Source organism: Paenibacillus sp. NPDC101420, assembly GCF_050277435.1.
Taxonomy (GTDB): Bacteria; Bacillota; Bacilli; order Paenibacillales; family Paenibacillaceae; genus Paenibacillus_AQ.
The window spans coordinates 148931-167784 of sequence record NZ_JBNNSE010000002.1 but is presented as its reverse complement, the minus strand read 5'-3'; the positions used below and the strand labels follow the sequence as shown (position 1 = coordinate 167784).

The window sequence follows — 18854 nt, the reverse complement described above, 5'->3', positions numbered from 1 at the left end:
ATCCAAGTTTTTGTTAACCCGCAGCATTCATTGCCGTTACACGTAAAGTCTCCCAAGGCAGTGCCCCGGCATCCACATGATGCACACGAACCGTCTTCTCCTCACCCGGAATCAGATCAAAGAAATTATCGTCCATAATCACCCAAGGTGCATCTAGTTCGATCATCACCATCCGGGCAACGCGATCTGAGATCAAATGGATATGTCCTTTCGCTTCATCCACGGAGATCTGAACATGTGCGGGTTGATAATCCATATCCTTATAGTCTCTTAAATAGAGTACATAATCTTCTGTTACCCGTTTCTTCGAACGAAGTACGACCACAACCTCGCAAGCGCTATGTTGCTGCAGTACCTCAGCTTCAGTTAACTTGGCAAAATTAACTTTACTGTTCAAATCAACGGTAACGTCGAATGCACGCTGATATACAATTGTACCATCCATCCGATAGATCGTTAATTCCGCCTCATCCTGATAAGCTTCACGGCGATCATTGAGAGCCCATAACTGCAGCAGTCCATTCGGATCATGATCCACACATAAGAGTACCGATGCAAAGAATTTACGCGCATAGTGGTAGCTCGCCTTTGGTAAACCATAATAATCGATAACAGACCAGCTTGTTCCCGGCCAGCAATCATTGAACTGCCAGAATAAAGCCCCGCTTGTATCCGGCTTATTACGGCGGTAATGCTCAATGCCATACCTCAATCCCTCTGCCTGGGTCAGCATCGAGAATTGAATATATTCATTGATATCCTTCGGAACTCCTGTATAACCTTCCATGAGCATAATGCCCTTAGGATAATGGACATCTTTATTACGATACTTCATTTCATCGCTATCCCAATAGAACTGATTGTCCGGCATATTCTTCGCTAGGGTGTAACGATTGGAAGCGGCATGCAGCCCGAATTCACTGGCGAATTTCGTGAAATCTGACTTGAATCGTTTGAACGATATCCCTTCAACACTATAATCCTGTGTCTGCGGTTCACCAAACTGACGTGGCTCATTATTCCCATGCCAGACTTGCCAGTTATGGGTATCGCCCACCTCACGTGAATTGTGATCATTGCCGCCAAAAGGCGAGCTAGGCCAAAACGTTCGTGTGGGATCGAGTTGCTCTAGTACTGCAGGCATGAGCTCATGATAAATTTTTTCTCCATAAAAGGGATGTGTGATCTCGCCGTTAGAGGACAGTGCCTCATACAACCAATCATTCTCGTTATTCCCACACCATAGAGCAAGGCTCGTACGACTGCGAAGACGTTTTACGACCTGCTCAATTTCGCGGTGAACATTATTCATGAAATTACGATTGTAATCTGGATACAATGCACAAGCGAACATGAAGTCCTGCCAGATTAAAATTCCTAACCGATCACATTCATCAAAGAAAATATCCCGCTCATAAATGCCTCCACCCCAAGCGCGAATCATATTCATATTGGCATCCTTGGCCATCTGAAGCAGATGTGTATAGCGGCTATCTGGCACGGTCGCAATAAAGCTATCAATAGGGATCCAATTTGCACCTTTAGCAAAAACTTTTACGCCGTTCAATACAAAAGTAAAAGCATGGCGCCCTTCTTCATCCAACTGCATCAATTCGATCTTTCGAATCCCAAATGGCTGCTCATAGGTATCTATTAGCTCCCCATCAGCAAATAACGTAACGCGTAGATGATATAAGAAAGGCGTTCCTAGATCATGGGTCCACCATAACTTTGGATCCATTACCTGCAAGGTAACTGAATGATGAAGCGTACGCGCAGTAATCGCCCCGTCAACTGTAATCCCTGAAGCTCTGTCCAAAGCAACATTCGCTTCCGCAACACGTTCCGTCCCGTCTAATAGTTCCACACGCGCCGTATACGAACATCCGCGATCAAAGGCATGTGCGCATAAATCCACATCAACCACACCTACTTGACCCTCTATCGAAGTTGTACGGGCAAACACATGATCTAAATGTGCATGACGCCGTTTGATCAACTGTACCTCTTTCCATATGCCTGCACAGACCAGACGCGGACCCCAGTCCCAGCCAAAATGACTCTGCGCTTTACGTGTCCAAATCCGCTTCTTACTATAGCCCGACCAATAATATTGGACTTTATCGCCAGCGTGTACATGAATAGGATCAAATTTTACGGCAAGCGTATTTTTCCCTTTATTTAATTCACGGGTTACATCAAATGAATGGCTAATGAACATATTATCTGTTGATCCAAGCTCCACACCGTTGAGATATACGGTTGCATAGGTATCTAACCCTTCGAATAATAGCTCCATCTTCTCACCAGGTTTAAGATCAGAATCGTATGAAAAGACCGTACGATACCACCATACCTTTTCTTCAATCCAACGGCATTTCTGATCTTGGTGGCCAAAGAAAGGATCATCAATAATGCCTTTCTCCCGAAGCGTCGTATGGATGTCACCGGGCACTGAGGTGGTCATCCAGAAATAATCAATAAACTCTGGCGATGCAACTTCAAGATCCCGGGCTTCCCCCACATGAAAATCACGAAGTTTCCAGTTTTCAGTTAATTTAATGTTCATTCTCTTCATCCTCTCTCCCAAATTAAAACGCCAAAACCACTTCGGTTTTGACGTTTTATTGTTATACGTATATCAAGCTATCTAAAATTTCTTGTACACTAAGTTCTGCGCAAGCCATTGATGTATCCGCGACTCCGTAATACATTTTAACAACATCGCCTTCCACGAGTGCACCGCAAGAGAATACAACATCGCCGAAGAATCCGTTCTTCTCATAATCCGCTTCCGGCTCCATGATAGGAGCATTGGAGCGCGCAATCACCTTCGAGGGGTCATTTAGATCTAACAAAACTGCTCCCATGCAATAACGATGTTCCAGCGTGGCTCCATGATACAGCTCCAGCCAGCCTTTCTCGGTCTTGAATGGAACCGCACCGCCGCCAATCCGGCCGCTATCCCACATCCCCTCACGCAAACCGATCAGATGCTTATGGTTACCCCAATATAATAAGTTGTCCGATTCTGCGATCCATATTTCCGGATCTCCCGTACTTTTCGTTGTTGGACGGTGCAATGCATAATATTTGCCGTTAATTTTCTCTGGGAAAATCAATACGTCTTTATTATCCGGCCCAAAGATCATGCCGTGGTGAGTTACATTCACGAAATCTTTAGTTGATACCAGCGATTCTCCAACGCCCACAGGGGAGACTGCCGAGAAATAAATATAGTAGGTATCCCCAATTTGGGTTACCCGAGGATCTTCTACCCCGAAGGTCTCCAGTGAATTGGAAGGGTACACAAATGGCTTCTCATCCACCGTAAAATGATGTCCATCCTTACTTCGAGCGATTCGGATATAAGATAATGAAGTCAAGTACTGAAATGTAGCACTAGCGGATTTATTCTTAATCACACGCGGATCAGAGAAGTCGAAGCGCTCATCATCTGTATTCAGATCCAAAATATCCAATTCATTGGTCTCCGGATTATAAATCGGAGCTTTCACAATTTTTGGATCCTTGCTAATTGGGCGTTCTGCTACACGGAGAAACATTAATATTTCACCATTATAGCTAGCAATACCGGCATTAAATGCACCAATCACTTCAAAGTCATCGTGATACGGCTTAACGTCCGCCGGTGTAATAAGTGGATTTTGTTCATAACGATAGATTTTCATGTTGTAATAACTCCCTTAACCAAATGGATTTCATACTTATAAAATTTCAAATTGAGCAAAAGGATCAGGGATTGTTGCTCGTTGTGCTTCCGCATCGCTGATTCCTGCATATATATTAGCTGTACCGTCCTCATGACGTACGAGCCCGCCGCTGAACACAACATCCTCCAAATCAGAACGTTTGGCAACGCCTGGCAAGAACTGATTGCGTACAGCGATTAATTGAATATCCGAGTACTCACCTGTTGCCGGATCGATAGCGAATACCATCGGGTAATAGTGACGATCGCCCGAATCATCAAAAGATGCGATATGCCCAAGAACACCGAGCAGTCCGTTCTTTAGCAAGTGTGCTTCATTCGCACCGCCCCACTCTTCATCAACAAACTGTCCATCCAATAACGGTGTTTCTTCGATCAATGGAATGGATAACGCTTCTAACGATGCAATGCGGGTAAAGCCGATTTTACCGCGTCCTCCTTTATCTCCTTGAGGGCGGGTCAGTACTCCGATGCTATCTTTCAGATCCACTAGGCGCAGATCTTTCATGCCATCCGGTCCTTTAAAGAATGGTTCTAAGCTCGCGATGTTCTTCCCGCGGTAGAATACTGTACGCCACATTAAGGCATCAGCCTTTACCGGATGTGGATAAATTTGAACGCCTCCAACTATCAATTCGCCATTAATTTTCGTGAAAAAAGGATCTTGAAGTTCAAGGGTAGGCGCTCCTTCACGGGGTACCCATTGTCCATCACGTTCGACAAAAAAAACGACATCGGAATGCTCGCTGTCACGGGATTCAACCCGACCCGCAATCACCCACTCACCCTCATCTTGGAATGGAACTGTAATATTGTAGACATCTTTATGATCTACACCTGTGAATGTTAATTTCTGTGTATTGGTTACGGATACGTCTTTCATCGCGTATTCCATGAGCAGTTGTTCACATGTCTTCACAGCATTCTTGAGCAGTTTCATAATAATAAAATTCCTCTCTAGTCAAATAATAGCGGCGCACGCATCCATATTGCGGCTTCATTCGGCAACAGAGTTACCAAGTCTGTACCGCTCACTATGTCTCGGCGGCTTGATAATATATTAGTTGCTTGCCCATCCAGCAGCTCACTAGGATCAATCTGTATGCTCTGATTATCGTAATTCAAGGCTACGAGCGCTCTGGTATTGGTTTCTTTCAATGTTCTTACATATAAAATAAGATTGCCTCTGCGTTCCAGCACGTCATAATCCCCGAATTGAAATACATCCTGTGTATTGCGCAAGTGGAGAAGCTTTTTATAATAATGTAATAATGAATTCGGTTGATTGCATTCGGACTCCACGTTTAATTGCTGATAATTTGGGCCCATGCCAATCCATGGTGTTCCTGACGTAAACCCGCCATGTGGACTTGCGTTCCATTGCATTGGTGAGCGAGACGCATCTCTTCCCTTTGCATTCGCAATTTTCAGGGCTTCCGCCCGGGTTATCCCCCGCTGTAGTGCGATTTCATATGCCTTCAATCCTTGGATGTCCCGCATCTCTTCCAGCTTATGGGCTACGAAATTCCGCATCCCAATCTCTTCACCGAAATATAGGAAAGGTACCCCTTTTGCGGTCAAGGCCAGCGTTGCCATAAGGCGGGCCCGTTCTTCCTCAATCTCCGCGTCCCCTTCGCCAAAACGCGAAATCACGCGATCCATATCATGACTGCCGAAGAATAACGTTGGAATCTGATCCTCACGGTGTACCTGCTCCATCATCTTAAGCTCGGCGAACAAATTCTCTGGACTAAATTCCTTCTGGCTTCCCAGATTAAAGTTAAAGACCACATCAAACTTACCCGTTCCGCTGTAACGCTTCAGCATGTCCATATCTTCAGAGCCGACTTCACCTACCATGAACATTCCGCTATGCGCATGAACAAACCTGCTAATTTCCTTGATGGCATCCATAATTCCATCTTGATTCTGATCATGTACATGCTTCTGCTCACCCGTTACTTCATCCATCGGGTTATCCGGGAATTGATCGGACACCGATAAGAAGTTGATAACATCTAACCGGAAGCCACTTACGCCTTTGCCCAGCCAATAAGCCATAACATCCTTCATCGCTTCTTTAACTTCGGGATTCGCCCAGTTCAAATCGACCTGTTCTTTCGCAAACCCATGATAGTAATACTGTTCTGTTGCAGCATCCCATTCCCACGCGGTTCCACCAAAAAACGATTCCCAGTTATTAGGTACGCTGCCGTTCACAGCATCCTTCCAAATGTACCAATCCCGCTTCGGGTTCGTCCTTGAAGATCGGGATTCCTTGAACCATGCATGCTCTGAAGACGTATGATTCAGGACAAGATCGGCAATCACTCTGATCCCGCGAGCCTTCGCTTCCTGAATAAACCGTTCGAAATCTTCCATCGTTCCAAAGTCTGGATCAATCTGACAATAATCTGCAATGTCATACCCGTTATCTACTTTTGGAGACTTATAGAACGGCGTTAGCCAAATCCCCCCAATGCCAAGTTCCCGCAAATAATCCAGCTTGGAAGTAAGACCGTCGAAATCACCAATCCCATCCCCGTTACTATCACAGAAGCTTGGCATATACACTTCATAGAATACCGTCCCTTTCCACCAAGGCTGTTCCAACCGATAACCCCTCCTGTGCAGACCTATTTCAAGTTAAATTGCATGCCTTCCTGGAACTTCTTGCCGAAAATAATGAACAAAATAATGATTGGCAAGGTGAGCATCACTGCACCGGCATACATCGGACCCGGATACGATTGATACGGACCGAACATTTGAGATAATAAAACGTTCAATGTTAACATGCCGTCACTTCGGACGACGATCATATCCCATAGGAGCTCTGTCCAGCGTTCCATTAGCAGGAATAGGAATACAACGGTCGTAATGGACTTCGACATCGGCATCATAATCTTATACAGGATTTTGAAATCGGATGCCCCATCCAGCTTGGCAGCTTCAATGAAAGCGTCGGGTACCGCCTTAAAGAAGTTGGTGTACATGAAGATCCCCCATAAACTCATCGCCTTGGGAATAATGAGCGCCCAATACGTATCGAACAGTCCTACTTTTTGAATAATCAAAAAGTTAGGGATGATCAGAATGATTGCCGGAAAGAACATATGAAACAACACAAAGTTGTTAATAGAGTCTCTCCCGCGGAATTTCAGCTTCGCCAACGCATAAGCGACCATAATCGCGAACATCATCATTAAGGCTGTAGATACCAGGGAAACGAACACACTGTTAAAGAAGGCGTGAATCCATGGTCTTGTAATCCCGGTCTCACCACCTGTAAAGAGCCATTGATACGAGCGCAGCGTAAATTTCGTCGGTATCAGCTTCCGGTCTACCTGTGACCAATCTGCAAGTGAGTTCAATACCATATATAAATAGGGGAATACCATAATCACGAGCAGTACGATCGCAATCAGATAGCGGATCGACAGCCGGAGCTTGATGTTTGAATTAGACCCAACCATTGCGCTTACCCCACATTTCCAGAATTTTTCGGATTACGAATATAGATATAAATGTCGCAACCGCAGCCATAATCGCGATAGCTGATGCGTAACCTGCCTGCAGGTTCTTAAATGCCTGACTGTATATTTCCATTTGCCATGTATTCGTTGCATAGTTCGGTCCGCCGCCTGTTAATTGGTAGACCTCAGTAAAGATACCGAATGTTGCACCAAAGGATAAAATTAAGGTTGTATAAATCGCAGGGTAAAGCAAAGGCAACGTAATTCTCCAGAACCTTTGGCTGTCCTTCACGCCATCAATTGCCGCTGCTTCATATACTTCCTGATCAATGCTCTCTAAACCTGAAGTAAGAATTAACGCATAGTAACCTGTAAATTTCCAAGCCATAATCATCGCAACGACGAACAATGCCGAGAAAGATCCCCCGAGCCAGTCAATATCAAGACCTAACCGATCCCTTAGAAACGTTTGAACAGGACTTGTATGTGACAAAAAGCCTTTAACAATAAGGGATGCAACAACCCCTGAGGATAGGTAAGGCAAGAAGAATCCAATAAGAAATACGGTTTTTAATTTAGGTAAGCCTTTTACAATTACCGCTACAAAAAGCGACATGGCTGTGACAATCGGTACAAATACGATCATAAATTTGTACGTTACCCAAAATGCCGATCTTACCCCTGGTGTGCCTAATGCTTTGGTAAAATTCTTGAATCCTACAAAATCATAAGTCGGTGAAATCAAGTCCCAGTTAGTAAAAGACAAATATAGAGACCAAATAAGCGGGCCCAAGAAAAACACAGTCGAAAAAATAAGGTAAGGGCTGGCAAAAAGCCAGCCTAACCGATTATTATTTTTTTCAATCATTATTGAAGTTCCCCTTCAATCGCCTTCTTCATATTGTCCCAACCCGTTTTTGGATCAATCTCACCACGAACGATTTTGTTAAAGGCCTCTTGACCAATAAAGGTTTGCAATTCGTTGAATTTCGGATTGTCCATGGATGGAACAGCATTCGGGATTGCTTTTGCATACTCTTGCAATACAGGCGTTTTTTCAAATACTGGTTTAAACACTTCATTTGTACCTACATCATCACGTGCTGGAGGCAAGTTAGTTTCTTGGAAAAAGGCAACATCGTTTTTGTCATCCGAATATACCCACTTGATGAATTCTATTGCAGCAGCTTGTTGCTCTGGACTTGCCGATGCATAGATAACAATTCCTTTAGCATCCGCAAATGTTTTTGCATTCGCTGGATCCATACCGTCAGGAACAGGAGGCAATGTTACTTCAAAGTTCTCCTTGTACTGAAGCTCTGGATATTTCTCAGCCCATGTGCTGAATGTCCAAGGTCCTACATCCGTAAATACGCCCACTCCATTTTCAAAAGGTTCTGTTACATTCTGAGACAACAGCCCTTTCTCCTTACGAAGATTGTCCACGAAAGTAAGAACGTCTACACCAGCTTTTTCATCGCCAACAAATTGGCTGCCTTCAATGAATTTGTTGCCATCTGAAGCTGCATTGTACAGCATAAAGAAGTCGAACCATCTTTTCCAAGAGGTAGGGTCTGCTAAGTCAGGTTTCGCCCAAAGATATTTATCTGGGTATTTTGCTTTTAATTTTTTCGTTGCCTCAATCACTTCACTGTATGTTCTTGGAACTTCGTTTACACCAGCTTCTCTCAAAATATCCGTTCTCCATCCGAACAACATTGCATTGGAGTAGATTGGAAGAACATATTGATGGCCATCGGCAAATTCCCAAGGCTCAATCGTTTTGGTCATATTACGTTTTGTCACAATATCATTGAAGCCAGCAATCGTATCTAATGGAACTAACGCTTTACTGTTTGCAAGTTGTGCTGCAAAACCACGGCTAATGTTCTCAGTCATCGTCGGAGCGCTTCCACCCGCGATTGCGGCTTGAATACTTGCCTCAGAAGTAGGGGACTCCTTGATCGCACTTACGTTAATTTTCACCTTAGGGTTAACAGTCTCATACTCTTTGGCGATTTTCTGCCAATATGCTTGTTGAGTCGGGTTAGGTGCAGCCCAGAACTCAATAGTTGTTACTCCATCTGCTGAAGTGCCTGAATTACTGCTCTTTGATCCACAACCGGCAAGAATCGTGAATACAAGCGTAAGTGCAAGCATTACTGAAAGCTTCTTCTTCATAAAATAAACCCTCCCTGAGTATCGATGCACATCAGTGCAGCATTTTGTAATTCCTAGATATAATTTTGTAACGTTACAAAATTAGATAAATGTATACCTGTAAGCGGCTTTGTAAGCGTTACAATTGCTATTATTATAGTTTTTAGAGAAAATGTCAACCTGTTATTCGAGTATTAATGAAAAAGACACAATTAATCACATTACAAATTAACTTTACTTAAATAGTTTGTAATGTTAAAATAATTTATAGTTGTAATGTAGTTTTACAGCATAATCTTTAGTATTATGAGAGACAGTATGGAAGAATATTCATTACACTTCTAATTAGAAAGGACGTATCTTCGCATGAAGGTGAAGGTAACAATGCAAGATATCGCCGATCGATTGAATATATCGAAGAACTCTGTTTCTCAGGCTCTGTCCGGTAAAGACGGTGTGAGTGAGGAAACGAGACAATTAATTATCGATACTGCGAATGAAATGGGTTACACCTATTCGCGAGGGCGCAAAAGCACAGAAGAAGAAGCTGGAACCTTTGTCATTTTGGCATCAGAATTTGCATTTTCCAAACGTAACTTTTTTGGAGAAATTTATTTGAGTATTGAGAAGGAAGCAGCGAAGCGAAATAAGCGTATGGTTATTCAATCTATTGATCATCACGCTTCCGAACAATTGATTCTGCCTCCTATATTATTTGATCCTTCCGTAGAAGGAATCTTGATTCTGTCCCATATTACGACCCCATATATTCAAGCAGTGACGGGCACAGGGATTCCCACCGTGTTAATTGATCACCATCACCCTGATCTTAAGGCCGATAGTATTCTTACCAATAATCGTTATGCCGCTTATACAGCGGTGCAGCATTTAATTGAATTGGGACATACCCGTATTGGCTTCATCGGCAATATTCAATTCTCACCAAGCTATTACGAGCGTTTAGAAGGTTATCGCCTGGCTCTATACCAATCTGCCATTGAATACAACCCAATATGGGTGTTCGATCGTGCCATTGAAGAAATGGATGATGTGTTCAACGCTGTACAAAAGTTGGATAAGCAGCCTACGGCTTGGTTCTGTGTCAATGACGGCTTTGGGTTCTTAATCAATTCCGTGATGTACAAGCTTGGGTATCAGATTCCCCAAGATGTATCTATTGTGAGCTTTGATAATGGACAGTTATCGCGGATAACAACTCCTTTGACTACAACGATGGATGTAGATTTGTCTTACTTTGGACGAAAAGCTATAGAACAACTCTTCTGGCGCATTGATCATCCCGAGGAGCCTTTTATAGAAGTTCTCCTTCCTACCCATCTGATCATTCGGGAATCCACACAACATCCAAATACATAATCAGTTCATATAGACAGGAATGTTGTATGGAGAATAAATACACGCACATACAAAAAGGGAGGGTCCCACAAGCCATGAAATGGCTGTGGAACTCTCCCTTTACTTTCAGATTAGGATGTATGTTGACGCTCGTTGTGGTCACTACGTGAATGGACCGTTGTTCCATTCATCCTACTACCAATATCCTCGGATTCCGGTCTGCATGCGGATCAGCGCTTCCAAATAATAATAGTCTCCCCAAATCATATGGCCATCAGGCACACGTCCACCTCTGACATGATAGGAACCATGCTTTAGAAGCCCCTCCGCCTCCGGATTTCCGGATGTCGCATAATGTTCTGCTAAGGATTTCATGCTGCGGAGTAAGGCTGCTTCATAAATAGCACGATCCGGGTCATCTGCGTCCAGAAGATCCAGCAGCTCCAAAAGACCGGAAGCCGCAATGGCTGAAGCCGAGCTGTCACGAGGAGTACTCGCTTCCATCGGCACATCAAAATCCCAATACGCCACATTATCCTCTGGAAGATGGCTGATAAAGTAATGAGCCAGACTTTTAGAGGTATTAAGAAAGTCTTCCTCTCGTGTATAACGATAAGCCAGGGCAAATCCGTATATTCCCCACGCTTGACCACGTGTCCAGGTCGATCCATCCTCATAGCCTTGATGTGTTCCTCCACGAATTGCACTTCCTGTAGCTGGATCAAAGTAAAAAGTATGATAAGAGGAAGCATCCCCACGCACAAGAAATTTCCGGCTCTTTAACGCATGTTCGAGTGCTATATCATAATAGCGATTGTCCCCCGTTTCCTCCGCAGCCCAGAACAGCAGAGGCAAATTCATCAAGCAGTCAATAATGATACGTCCCGCATTCTCGGGGTCACTCTCTAAACCCCAGGCCTGGAGGATTCCAGCGTTTTCACGCCAGCGCTTGCATAGTGTATCCGCAGCCTGTAGACCGACAGCTCGGGCTTCTTCGCTGCCTGTTATTTTCCACTCTGCTACTGCAGTCAGTGAGTACAAAAAGCCAATATCATGATGGTCCAGGGCGATGTGATGATCCAGACGATGCTTAAAGTCTCCTAACCAAGAAGCTGCCGCCTCCTTATAGAATGAATCTTTGCTATATTCATAAGCAAGCCACATCATACCAACATAGAATCCCTCTATCCAATCGTCATTGTCTCCCCATTCGTATTGTTGCCCCTCAGCGATATGAGGCAGTTTGCCCGGATGGCCCGCGATATTACTCTCGATCTTGCGAATAGCATCCTCAATTGCCGTTGTCCACATCTTTGTCTCTCCTTTCCGATAAATCAACTGTATGAAGTACTGCTTGGTTACGAGGATCGTAGATAACAATCCTTCCGTCCGACTGCCGCTGAATAATCGGCGGTGATGACAGACTCTCCTGGTTCTCTGGGGTATTCGTAGCTCCGAAGACTGCAGATATTAATACATGATCTCCCGGCTCCAATCTGGAGATCAAGCTCGGAAGAAACGTCCGAGGCTTCAGCAGATTAGTATTCGGTTCGGGTAGCACGCATTCTCCCCGGTCAAAACCGTTTAGCATATGTATGGCACTGATTCCCCAAGGCAATTGCACCGAGACAGCAGTGTTAGATACATGAATGGTTTCCCGATCACTGCGTGAGAAGCCAGCAGACTGGCCAATGGCAAATCCACCCTCCGCTACGTCGAGACACCGGGCGCTGTGAATGCTGTGAATACGGACATGCCACAGACCCGCTGGTATAATCCATGTCTTCACATGTACATCGCTCCAGGGATGCCAGCGTGAATATACATAATTCTCTCCAATTTCCCACGTCTCGCAGAATCTGCGTACCCGGTAATGCTCATCGCATTCACACAATGCTAATGTAGAGTCGTAAGCGCCTTGAACTAAGCCATAACCCGCCTTCGGCACACTGAATCCGAACAGCGTGGAGTAAGCAAACTTGGAATATTTAGCTGCGCTATGGGCCATATCAAAGTTAGCCATCTGACCAGAGGTATAGGCAATAACATGCTTATTTCCTTCTGGACGACTCACCAGCATACGCGCCTCTTGAAGCGGCAGTTGATCTTTCAATACAGGCAGTGGTTCTTCTTCCGCTTGCCAAAAAGGATGATCGTCCGGCAAGGCAAGAATAAGCATAGCTTTAAAGGCCCAATACGGTGATCCGGGGGCATTGTAGTTCTCCGTCATTACCAGATTCGGGTACGCATATCCGATACTTAGTAATCCGTCTATTCCCATAATAGGCTTCTCAAACCACCAACGAAAATGACGCATTATAATTCCTTTGAGAACGCCATATGAAAAAGGAAGGACCTCGGCATACACCAGCGCACTCCAGAAAGAGACCTGCGCAAAACGATAGGTCAGACTACGTCCGAAAGGAATCGCACTTCCGTCCTCAGCAAACCAATACATAAAATCTTTGGCAAATTGTGCGGATCTTTCCCGGTAAACTGCAGCCCTCTGAGGATCATCATCCGCCATCAATTTAGCATATATCAGCGTATAATAATGCATAGCAAAAGCAATATAATAGTCTCTCTGATCGGTCAGCCCGTCGGAATACCAGCCATCACTCAAGTAGTAGGTATCAATCTTCTCCAAATAATGATTCATTATCTCTTGATCGTAGGGCAATCCGACTTTCTTAAAGCCCACATTCACAAGAACCGTGAACATCAGCCAGTTATTCGGGTTCGAACGATCCACATGATTGATCTGGTTCAACCAGTTATATACCTGCATTTTCTGAACATCACTCAGTGGCTCCCACAGCTTATGCGGCGCAAGAGCAAGCCCCAGTCCCAATACAGCTTGTTCCACCATGCGCTGGTCTTTAGTCGAGAATTCACCCCAGTATTCTTCATGCTCAGGGTCAGTCCCATTGACGATCCCCTCGAGGAACATCGGCCAAAGCGCACTCTCCCCTCCCCCGCTGGCATGGGGAACAAGCCCCCATAACGGACGAGCGAAGGCTTCCATAAGCGCGGTAGCTTCATTGTATATTGATCCTGTAGCTCCCATATCGATTCCTGCACATCCAGAAGTAAATCGACTCTCCAGCGGAGCATATAGGTCATTTAAGAACATTTGTAATTCATTTTTAGTACCCTTCAGTTCCACAGTAATGGTTCCTCCAATCCAAACTTAATGCCAAGCCGCATATTCACTGGGCCTCATGCCCATTTCCCGTTTAAACAGCTTGATAAAATAACTTTTGTTGGCATATCCCAGATACTCGGAGATTTCTTCCACAGTCTTTCCAGACTGATTAAGCAGCTCTTTTGCCTTCTGGAGCTTTAGCATGTTTACGTATTCGATGAAATTCTGGTTTGTTTCCCGTTTGAACAAGCGGCTGAAATAGCTGGCATTCAAGTTCAGGCGTCCAGCCATGTCCTCCAGCGTTATTTTCTCCGTTACATGACTGATCACGAACTGCTGGGCTTTAATAACCTCGCTCCGTTTGGACTTAATAGAGAATATACTTATTTTCCGCGCTAATTCTTCCAAGTACTGAACTAACCACTCTTCCAAATGCTCGAGGGTATCAATGTCACTCACCACGCTAAACAGCTTTTCTTCCGCCATAGGCAATGGAGACTGCAGCAGCTGTTTCGTCTTCAATTGCAAGTCCATCAGCAACCGGAGAACACATTCCTTAACTTCATTTGGATGAAACTTTTGCGTTGCCACCCATTCTCGCCATTCCTTTACATGAACACGAAGCTCTGTTTCCCTATTCAGGGCAATATCATCATTAATAACAGCGTACAGACTTCCATATTCGGCATAAATATCATCCCGCGAAAAGCTAATCTCTTCAAAACGGTGAATGCCCGCCGCCGGAAAATAAAACCGCTGGATCTTCTCCTTTAGCATCCGCTGCAGTGTTCCGCGAATTTCCTCAGGACTGCGCGCCTCAGCACCAAATATGCAGGAGACAGACAGCTTGAGATATTTCTGTACTGCAGAGGCTGCATTTTGAATGGAATGATAGATCGCTTGGTGGTCTCTGGAAGACTGATCGCTGCAGAAAAGAATAACAATCTCCTTATGGCTGTATCTCGAAATAAATAAACTGTGATCAGCCTCAAGCACTTCCTGCATAATATTCTCGACGGCAAAAGAAATCGTATATTCACTCATACGCCGCACCCGTGAGGCTTCCTCTGGACGGTCAATCACTATAAGCATTGGAATGTAGGTCTTGGCATGGATCATAATTCCGTTTGACCGGGCTTGCTCGATCCAAGCTACCTTGTCCCAAGATTGGTATAACGTATCTTTTAGAAACTTTTCTTTTAGCGCAGCACGGTTTTGTGATTGCTTTTGCTTATATACCTGCATCTCGGTATGCTGCTGCCTGTTCAGACCCACTTCCTTCACAAGTGTTCTGAGTGCATGTTCCAGCTGCTCGATATTCAGTGATTCTTTTAAAATATATTCTCCTACGTTTAATTTCAGCGCCTGCTGAGCGTATTTGAACTCGTTGTGGCAGGACAGAATAATCGCACGAATCCCGGGCTTCATCGCTCTGAATTTCTCAAGCATCTCCAGTCCGTTCATCTTAGGCATGCCAATATCGGTGATAATCAGATCCGGTGGATTCTGCCGTGCTTTTTCCCAAGCCTCAAGACCGCTATAATAACATCCGGTGAGTTCAATCCCGAGCTCACTCCATGACACGGCCTGCGACAAATAACGGATAACCGGATAGTCATCATCCACCAAAATTGCCGTCAGCATTCTCTATACCCACCTTTCCGTAGTTCAGTGGAAACTCCAAACAAATCTCCGTACCCACATCAGGTTCGCTTGATATATTCAACTTAAATGAAGCACCATAAATCATACTGAGGCGTTGGGCCACATTACGTAAGCCTATGCCTGAGAATCCTTTTCTGTCCTCTTCTGCAATTTGCTCACTACTGTATGCGGTTTCACGAAGTCTTTTTAAATTCTCCTGTGACATTCCGATACCATTATCCTTAATGGTGATAACCAAGGTTCCTGTAGTTGCAATAATACGAGCTTCAATAAAGATCTCACCACCAAACTGCTCGAAACCATGGATGATGGCATTCTCGATCATAGGCTGAATCATAAACCGAGGCACCAGTGCTTCAGCAGTTCCGTCTGCTAAATTCATTTCCAGCCTGACCTGATTGGCATGACGAAAATTCATCAAAGTCACATAATGAGATATCGTATCTGTCTCCTCACGAAGCGGGATAAACTCATTGTCTCTGTTAAAGGTCATACGGAGCAAAGACGACAACGAACCAATCAACTCGGCGTTCTCCTTGTCTCCTTGCATCAGAATATTTAACCGGATCGAATTCAACAGATTAAACATAAAGTGCGGATTGATCTGTGCCTGCAGCATTTCCAGTTCAGCTTTTCTTTTTCCTGTTTGCTCATAGGTGATTTGTTCAATCATCGACTCGATTCGATCTAGCATTTGGTCGATGGTACGAGCCAGTTGAGCCGCCTCATTATTCCCACGGATTAGCGAACGTTCGTCCAATTGACCACGACCTATTCGCTTTACAAAAGCACTTAATTTCACGATGGGCTGAGTCAGCTTAGAGATTAGAACGGTTAAGAGAACGGAAAAGAAGGTAAAGAATAGAATTTGCACGGCTAAGCTGATAAATAAAATCTGTTTATTCTTTGACAATGCCGCCTTCATAGGAATAATGCTCACCATCTGCCATCTGTTGCTGCTCAGCTCCTGGTCAACATACAAAAATTTCTCCCCACTGATCTCGACAGTATCAAGCCGACCTTCCTTTTTCCACCACGTCATTGTTTCACCAATTCGGGCTGGATCAGCATGTGAGACTACAGTTCCCTTGTCATCCAAAAGCATCATCTCTTTGCCATTGTCATTGTTCAGATAAGGGCGGAGTTTACGCTCATTGATGTTAATAATCATATATCCGATCGTGCTGCTGGAGGTCGATTGTATAGGTCTCGCAATAGTTACCCAATTGGCTGAGCCCTTATCAGAATAGTTGTAGTAGGTGTCGTGCTCCGCTCTCCAGAAAGTCGAAATCGGCTGAGTTTGTTTCAATAGTGACATCCAACGCTCGCTGTAAAAGGTTTTCGGATTAAAGTCGCTATAAGGATAACTCGTATAAATAAATCCATTCTTACCGATCAGTGTCACTTTCAAATACTCTGAAAGAACGAACATATCATCCAGCATCCGCGACATACGGTTATACTGGATGATCTCTTTCGCTGAATGGAGCGACTCTGGAACAGCAGACATCATCTGCCTGATTTCACTGTTCTGAAGCACAAAATTGGACTGCTCCAGCGTTTGTTCAAAAATGGCATTCATATTGGCACTGGACGCATTGAGAGATTCTCTTGCGCTGCCAACGGCCTTCTCCAGAATCAGATCCCGGGTTAAATAATCTGTAACCATGTAAATGCAGACTAGCGGGATCAGTACGCAAATCATTGAAGACCAGACAAGTTTCATTCGAAGTGATTGATGCTTTCTAAACACGGATGACAGGCCCCATATCTGTTTTAAATTTGGAGCAGGAGGCAGAAATGCTTTCCTGCCCCCACATTATAAGCCCCCTTGGGGAAGCGTACAATCAGTCTCCGCCTACTTTCCGCTGTTGTTCTGAACGACTTCCGAAATTTTCTTATCGATATTGGTAACGGTGACATCCAGATCCTGTTGGCCAAGGAGATACATTTCCGCTTCTGGAATAACGTTGTTCTTAGCTTCATCCGCATATTTAGCCGGAACTTGCGTCGCACCAGGTGCCGAATTCTCCATCGTATATTTCAGGGATTCAACATCAATCATAGATGGATCCTTAGAACCACTCACAATCGTATCCACCAATTTGTTCGTATCCGACTTCGCCCAGCCAGAGAAGACACGTCCGCCAATTTCCAGTCCTTCTGAGGTATACCAGCGTACAAAGGTGTAAGCAGCTTCCTTATGCTTGGATTTAGCAGCGATCCCCATATAGGTTGGTTGAACAGGTGAGTAATGTTTGCTCTCACTATCCAGTCGAGGGATCGGCGCAAACGCGGTAACGAAGGTTGCTGGAATGGCATCCGTTCCACCCGATTCCGCAACCATCCAGTCACCCATCGGAAGCATCGCTGCTAAACCATTAAAATACTGATTCCGGTAGGCAAGCTTCTGCGAAATAATATCCTCGTAAGGAGTAGCACTCTTATCTTCGTACATCATTTTCTTCATCATCTGCAGATTAGCCTTAAATTGCGGGTCCAGGGCATTGGAGGTTCCGTCAGATTTTAGAAAAGTATTATCCTCAGGTTTACTCATCAGCTGGAGTTGGAAATAATCTGGCCAATTGTGCAGATATGCGCCAAAACGCTTCGTTGCGCCCTCACCCTTGGTCAATTTCTTGGCATACTCTTCGAAATCCGCCCAAGTCCAATCGGTTGGAACCGGCAGACCAGCCTCATCTAGCATTTCTTTGTTAAGAAGCACGAACCAGCGCTGCATAGATGACGGTAACGCATAGACTTTGCCATTGACCGTAGTGTCCACTAGATATTCATCGGAGAGCTTATACCCTTCTTTCTGAATATATTCGTCCATCGGTGCTAACACACCGATATCTGCACGCTGCGAATAGTTGGTATACGGCAGTTCGACAATATCCAGCGGGTCACTTGCAGCGGCCATCAAATCCAGTTTCTGCATAGAGGCTACAGAATCGCCTTTTTCATTCAGTAGATCCACTTCTACATGAATGTCGGGATGCGCCTTCTCAAACTCTGCGATAATTGTGCTCCACTTCGCTTTGGCTTCCGTCTGCCAGGTACTCAGCTTCAGCGTAACCTTCTCTGCTGCAGGCTCCTTATTTCCACCAGCATCAGGCGCATCTGTTGCTCCTGCATTATTTGTTTTCGCATTTCCACCGCAAGCGGCCAATGACAACGCCATAGATGTGATCATAAGCACGGATAATAATTTCTTTTTCATATAGACCCTCCTATAAATGTGTTGGGTATACCTCGCTTTACAGCCAAAGCTATGTAACTGCTTACAAGAACATCCTAACATGCAGGATAGACGAGG

At 44.6% G+C, this 18854-nt stretch carries 13 protein-coding genes; 1 reads left to right on the top strand and 12 read right to left on the bottom strand.

Annotated elements, in window-relative coordinates; genetic code table 11:
• Nucleotides 1-13: 13 nt before the first annotated feature.
• From ACQKMP_RS09500 to ACQKMP_RS09470, 7 genes are all read right to left on the bottom strand, one after another.
• Nucleotides 14-2563: a beta-mannosidase gene (locus ACQKMP_RS09500; protein ID WP_427469729.1), complete on the bottom strand. Its 2550-nt coding sequence runs from the start codon at nt 2561-2563 to the stop codon at nt 14-16.
• Nucleotides 2564-2630: 67 nt separating this feature from the next.
• A complete protein-coding gene (locus tag ACQKMP_RS09495) occupies nt 2631-3692 on the bottom strand; it encodes a BtaManbiosPhlase (RefSeq protein WP_042190695.1) in 1062 nt (353 codons plus the stop codon).
• A 36-nt stretch (nt 3693-3728) separates the two neighbouring features.
• The gene (locus ACQKMP_RS09490) at nt 3729-4673 is read right to left on the bottom strand and encodes an MTP-1 family protein (RefSeq protein ID WP_427469285.1); all 945 of its coding nucleotides are present in this window, start codon (nt 4671-4673) and stop codon (nt 3729-3731) included.
• A 17-nt stretch (nt 4674-4690) separates the two neighbouring features.
• Nucleotides 4691-6346, bottom strand: a complete 1656-nt coding sequence (locus ACQKMP_RS09485) for an alpha-glucosidase (RefSeq protein ID WP_427469284.1) — start codon at nt 6344-6346, stop codon at nt 4691-4693.
• A gap of 23 nt (nt 6347-6369) precedes the next feature.
• A complete protein-coding gene (locus ACQKMP_RS09480) occupies nt 6370-7209 on the bottom strand; it encodes a carbohydrate ABC transporter permease (protein WP_076284699.1) in 840 nt (279 codons plus the stop codon).
• Nucleotides 7196-8074 carry a carbohydrate ABC transporter permease gene (locus tag ACQKMP_RS09475; protein ID WP_179085781.1) on the bottom strand — a complete coding sequence of 293 codons (879 nt, stop codon included), beginning with the start codon at nt 8072-8074 and terminating at the stop codon, nt 7196-7198. The genes ACQKMP_RS09480 and ACQKMP_RS09475 overlap by 14 nt, the downstream gene beginning before the upstream one ends.
• A 2-nt stretch (nt 8075-8076) precedes the next feature.
• Entirely contained in the window at nt 8077-9390 is a 1314-nt protein-coding gene (locus ACQKMP_RS09470) for an ABC transporter substrate-binding protein (RefSeq protein WP_339243014.1), read from the bottom strand.
• Between the two features lie 345 nt (nt 9391-9735).
• On the opposite strand from ACQKMP_RS09470, the gene ACQKMP_RS09465 reads away from it, so the two are divergent.
• Entirely contained in the window at nt 9736-10746 is a 1011-nt protein-coding gene (locus tag ACQKMP_RS09465) for a LacI family DNA-binding transcriptional regulator (protein ID WP_076284701.1), read from the top strand.
• Between the two features lie 174 nt (nt 10747-10920).
• Here the strand turns inward: ACQKMP_RS09465 and ACQKMP_RS09460 are convergent, their stop codons facing one another.
• The 5 genes from ACQKMP_RS09460 to ACQKMP_RS09440 all read right to left on the bottom strand — a co-directional run bounded on the left by ACQKMP_RS09460 (nt 10921) and on the right by ACQKMP_RS09440 (nt 18758).
• Nucleotides 10921-12036: a glycoside hydrolase family 88 protein gene (locus ACQKMP_RS09460; RefSeq protein ID WP_427469283.1), complete on the bottom strand. Its 1116-nt coding sequence runs from the start codon at nt 12034-12036 to the stop codon at nt 10921-10923.
• Nucleotides 12017-13891, bottom strand: a complete 1875-nt coding sequence (locus ACQKMP_RS09455) for a DUF2264 domain-containing protein (RefSeq protein WP_427469281.1) — start codon at nt 13889-13891, stop codon at nt 12017-12019. The genes ACQKMP_RS09460 and ACQKMP_RS09455 overlap by 20 nt, the downstream gene beginning before the upstream one ends.
• 24 nt (nt 13892-13915) lie before the next feature.
• Nucleotides 13916-15514: a response regulator transcription factor gene (locus ACQKMP_RS09450; protein ID WP_042190710.1), complete on the bottom strand. Its 1599-nt coding sequence runs from the start codon at nt 15512-15514 to the stop codon at nt 13916-13918.
• Nucleotides 15489-17288 carry a cache domain-containing sensor histidine kinase gene (locus ACQKMP_RS09445; RefSeq protein WP_256716403.1) on the bottom strand — a complete coding sequence of 600 codons (1800 nt, stop codon included), beginning with the start codon at nt 17286-17288 and terminating at the stop codon, nt 15489-15491. Before ACQKMP_RS09445 ends, ACQKMP_RS09450 begins: the two co-directional genes overlap by 26 nt.
• A 105-nt stretch (nt 17289-17393) precedes the next feature.
• Nucleotides 17394-18758, bottom strand: a complete 1365-nt coding sequence (locus tag ACQKMP_RS09440; protein ID WP_405174790.1) for an ABC transporter substrate-binding protein — start codon at nt 18756-18758, stop codon at nt 17394-17396.
• Nucleotides 18759-18854: the final 96 nt, after the last annotated feature.

Bases quoted from the DNA above. Each gene is read 5' to 3' on its own strand.
- ACQKMP_RS09470 (WP_339243014.1), bottom strand. From the start codon at position 9,390: ATGAAGAAGAAGCTTTCAGTAATGCTTGCACTTACGCTTGTATTCACG.
- ACQKMP_RS09465 (WP_076284701.1), top strand. From the start codon at position 9,736: ATGAAGGTGAAGGTAACAATGCAAGATATCGCCGATCGATTGAATATA.
- ACQKMP_RS09495 (WP_042190695.1), bottom strand. From the start codon at position 3,692: ATGAAAATCTATCGTTATGAACAAAATCCACTTATTACACCGGCGGAC.
- ACQKMP_RS09440 (WP_405174790.1), bottom strand. From the start codon at position 18,758: ATGAAAAAGAAATTATTATCCGTGCTTATGATCACATCTATGGCGTTG.
- ACQKMP_RS09450 (WP_042190710.1), bottom strand. From the start codon at position 15,514: ATGCTGACGGCAATTTTGGTGGATGATGACTATCCGGTTATCCGTTAT.
- ACQKMP_RS09490 (WP_427469285.1), bottom strand. From the start codon at position 4,673: ATGAAACTGCTCAAGAATGCTGTGAAGACATGTGAACAACTGCTCATG.
- ACQKMP_RS09480 (WP_076284699.1), bottom strand. From the start codon at position 7,209: ATGGTTGGGTCTAATTCAAACATCAAGCTCCGGCTGTCGATCCGCTAT.
- ACQKMP_RS09460 (WP_427469283.1), bottom strand. From the start codon at position 12,036: ATGTGGACAACGGCAATTGAGGATGCTATTCGCAAGATCGAGAGTAAT.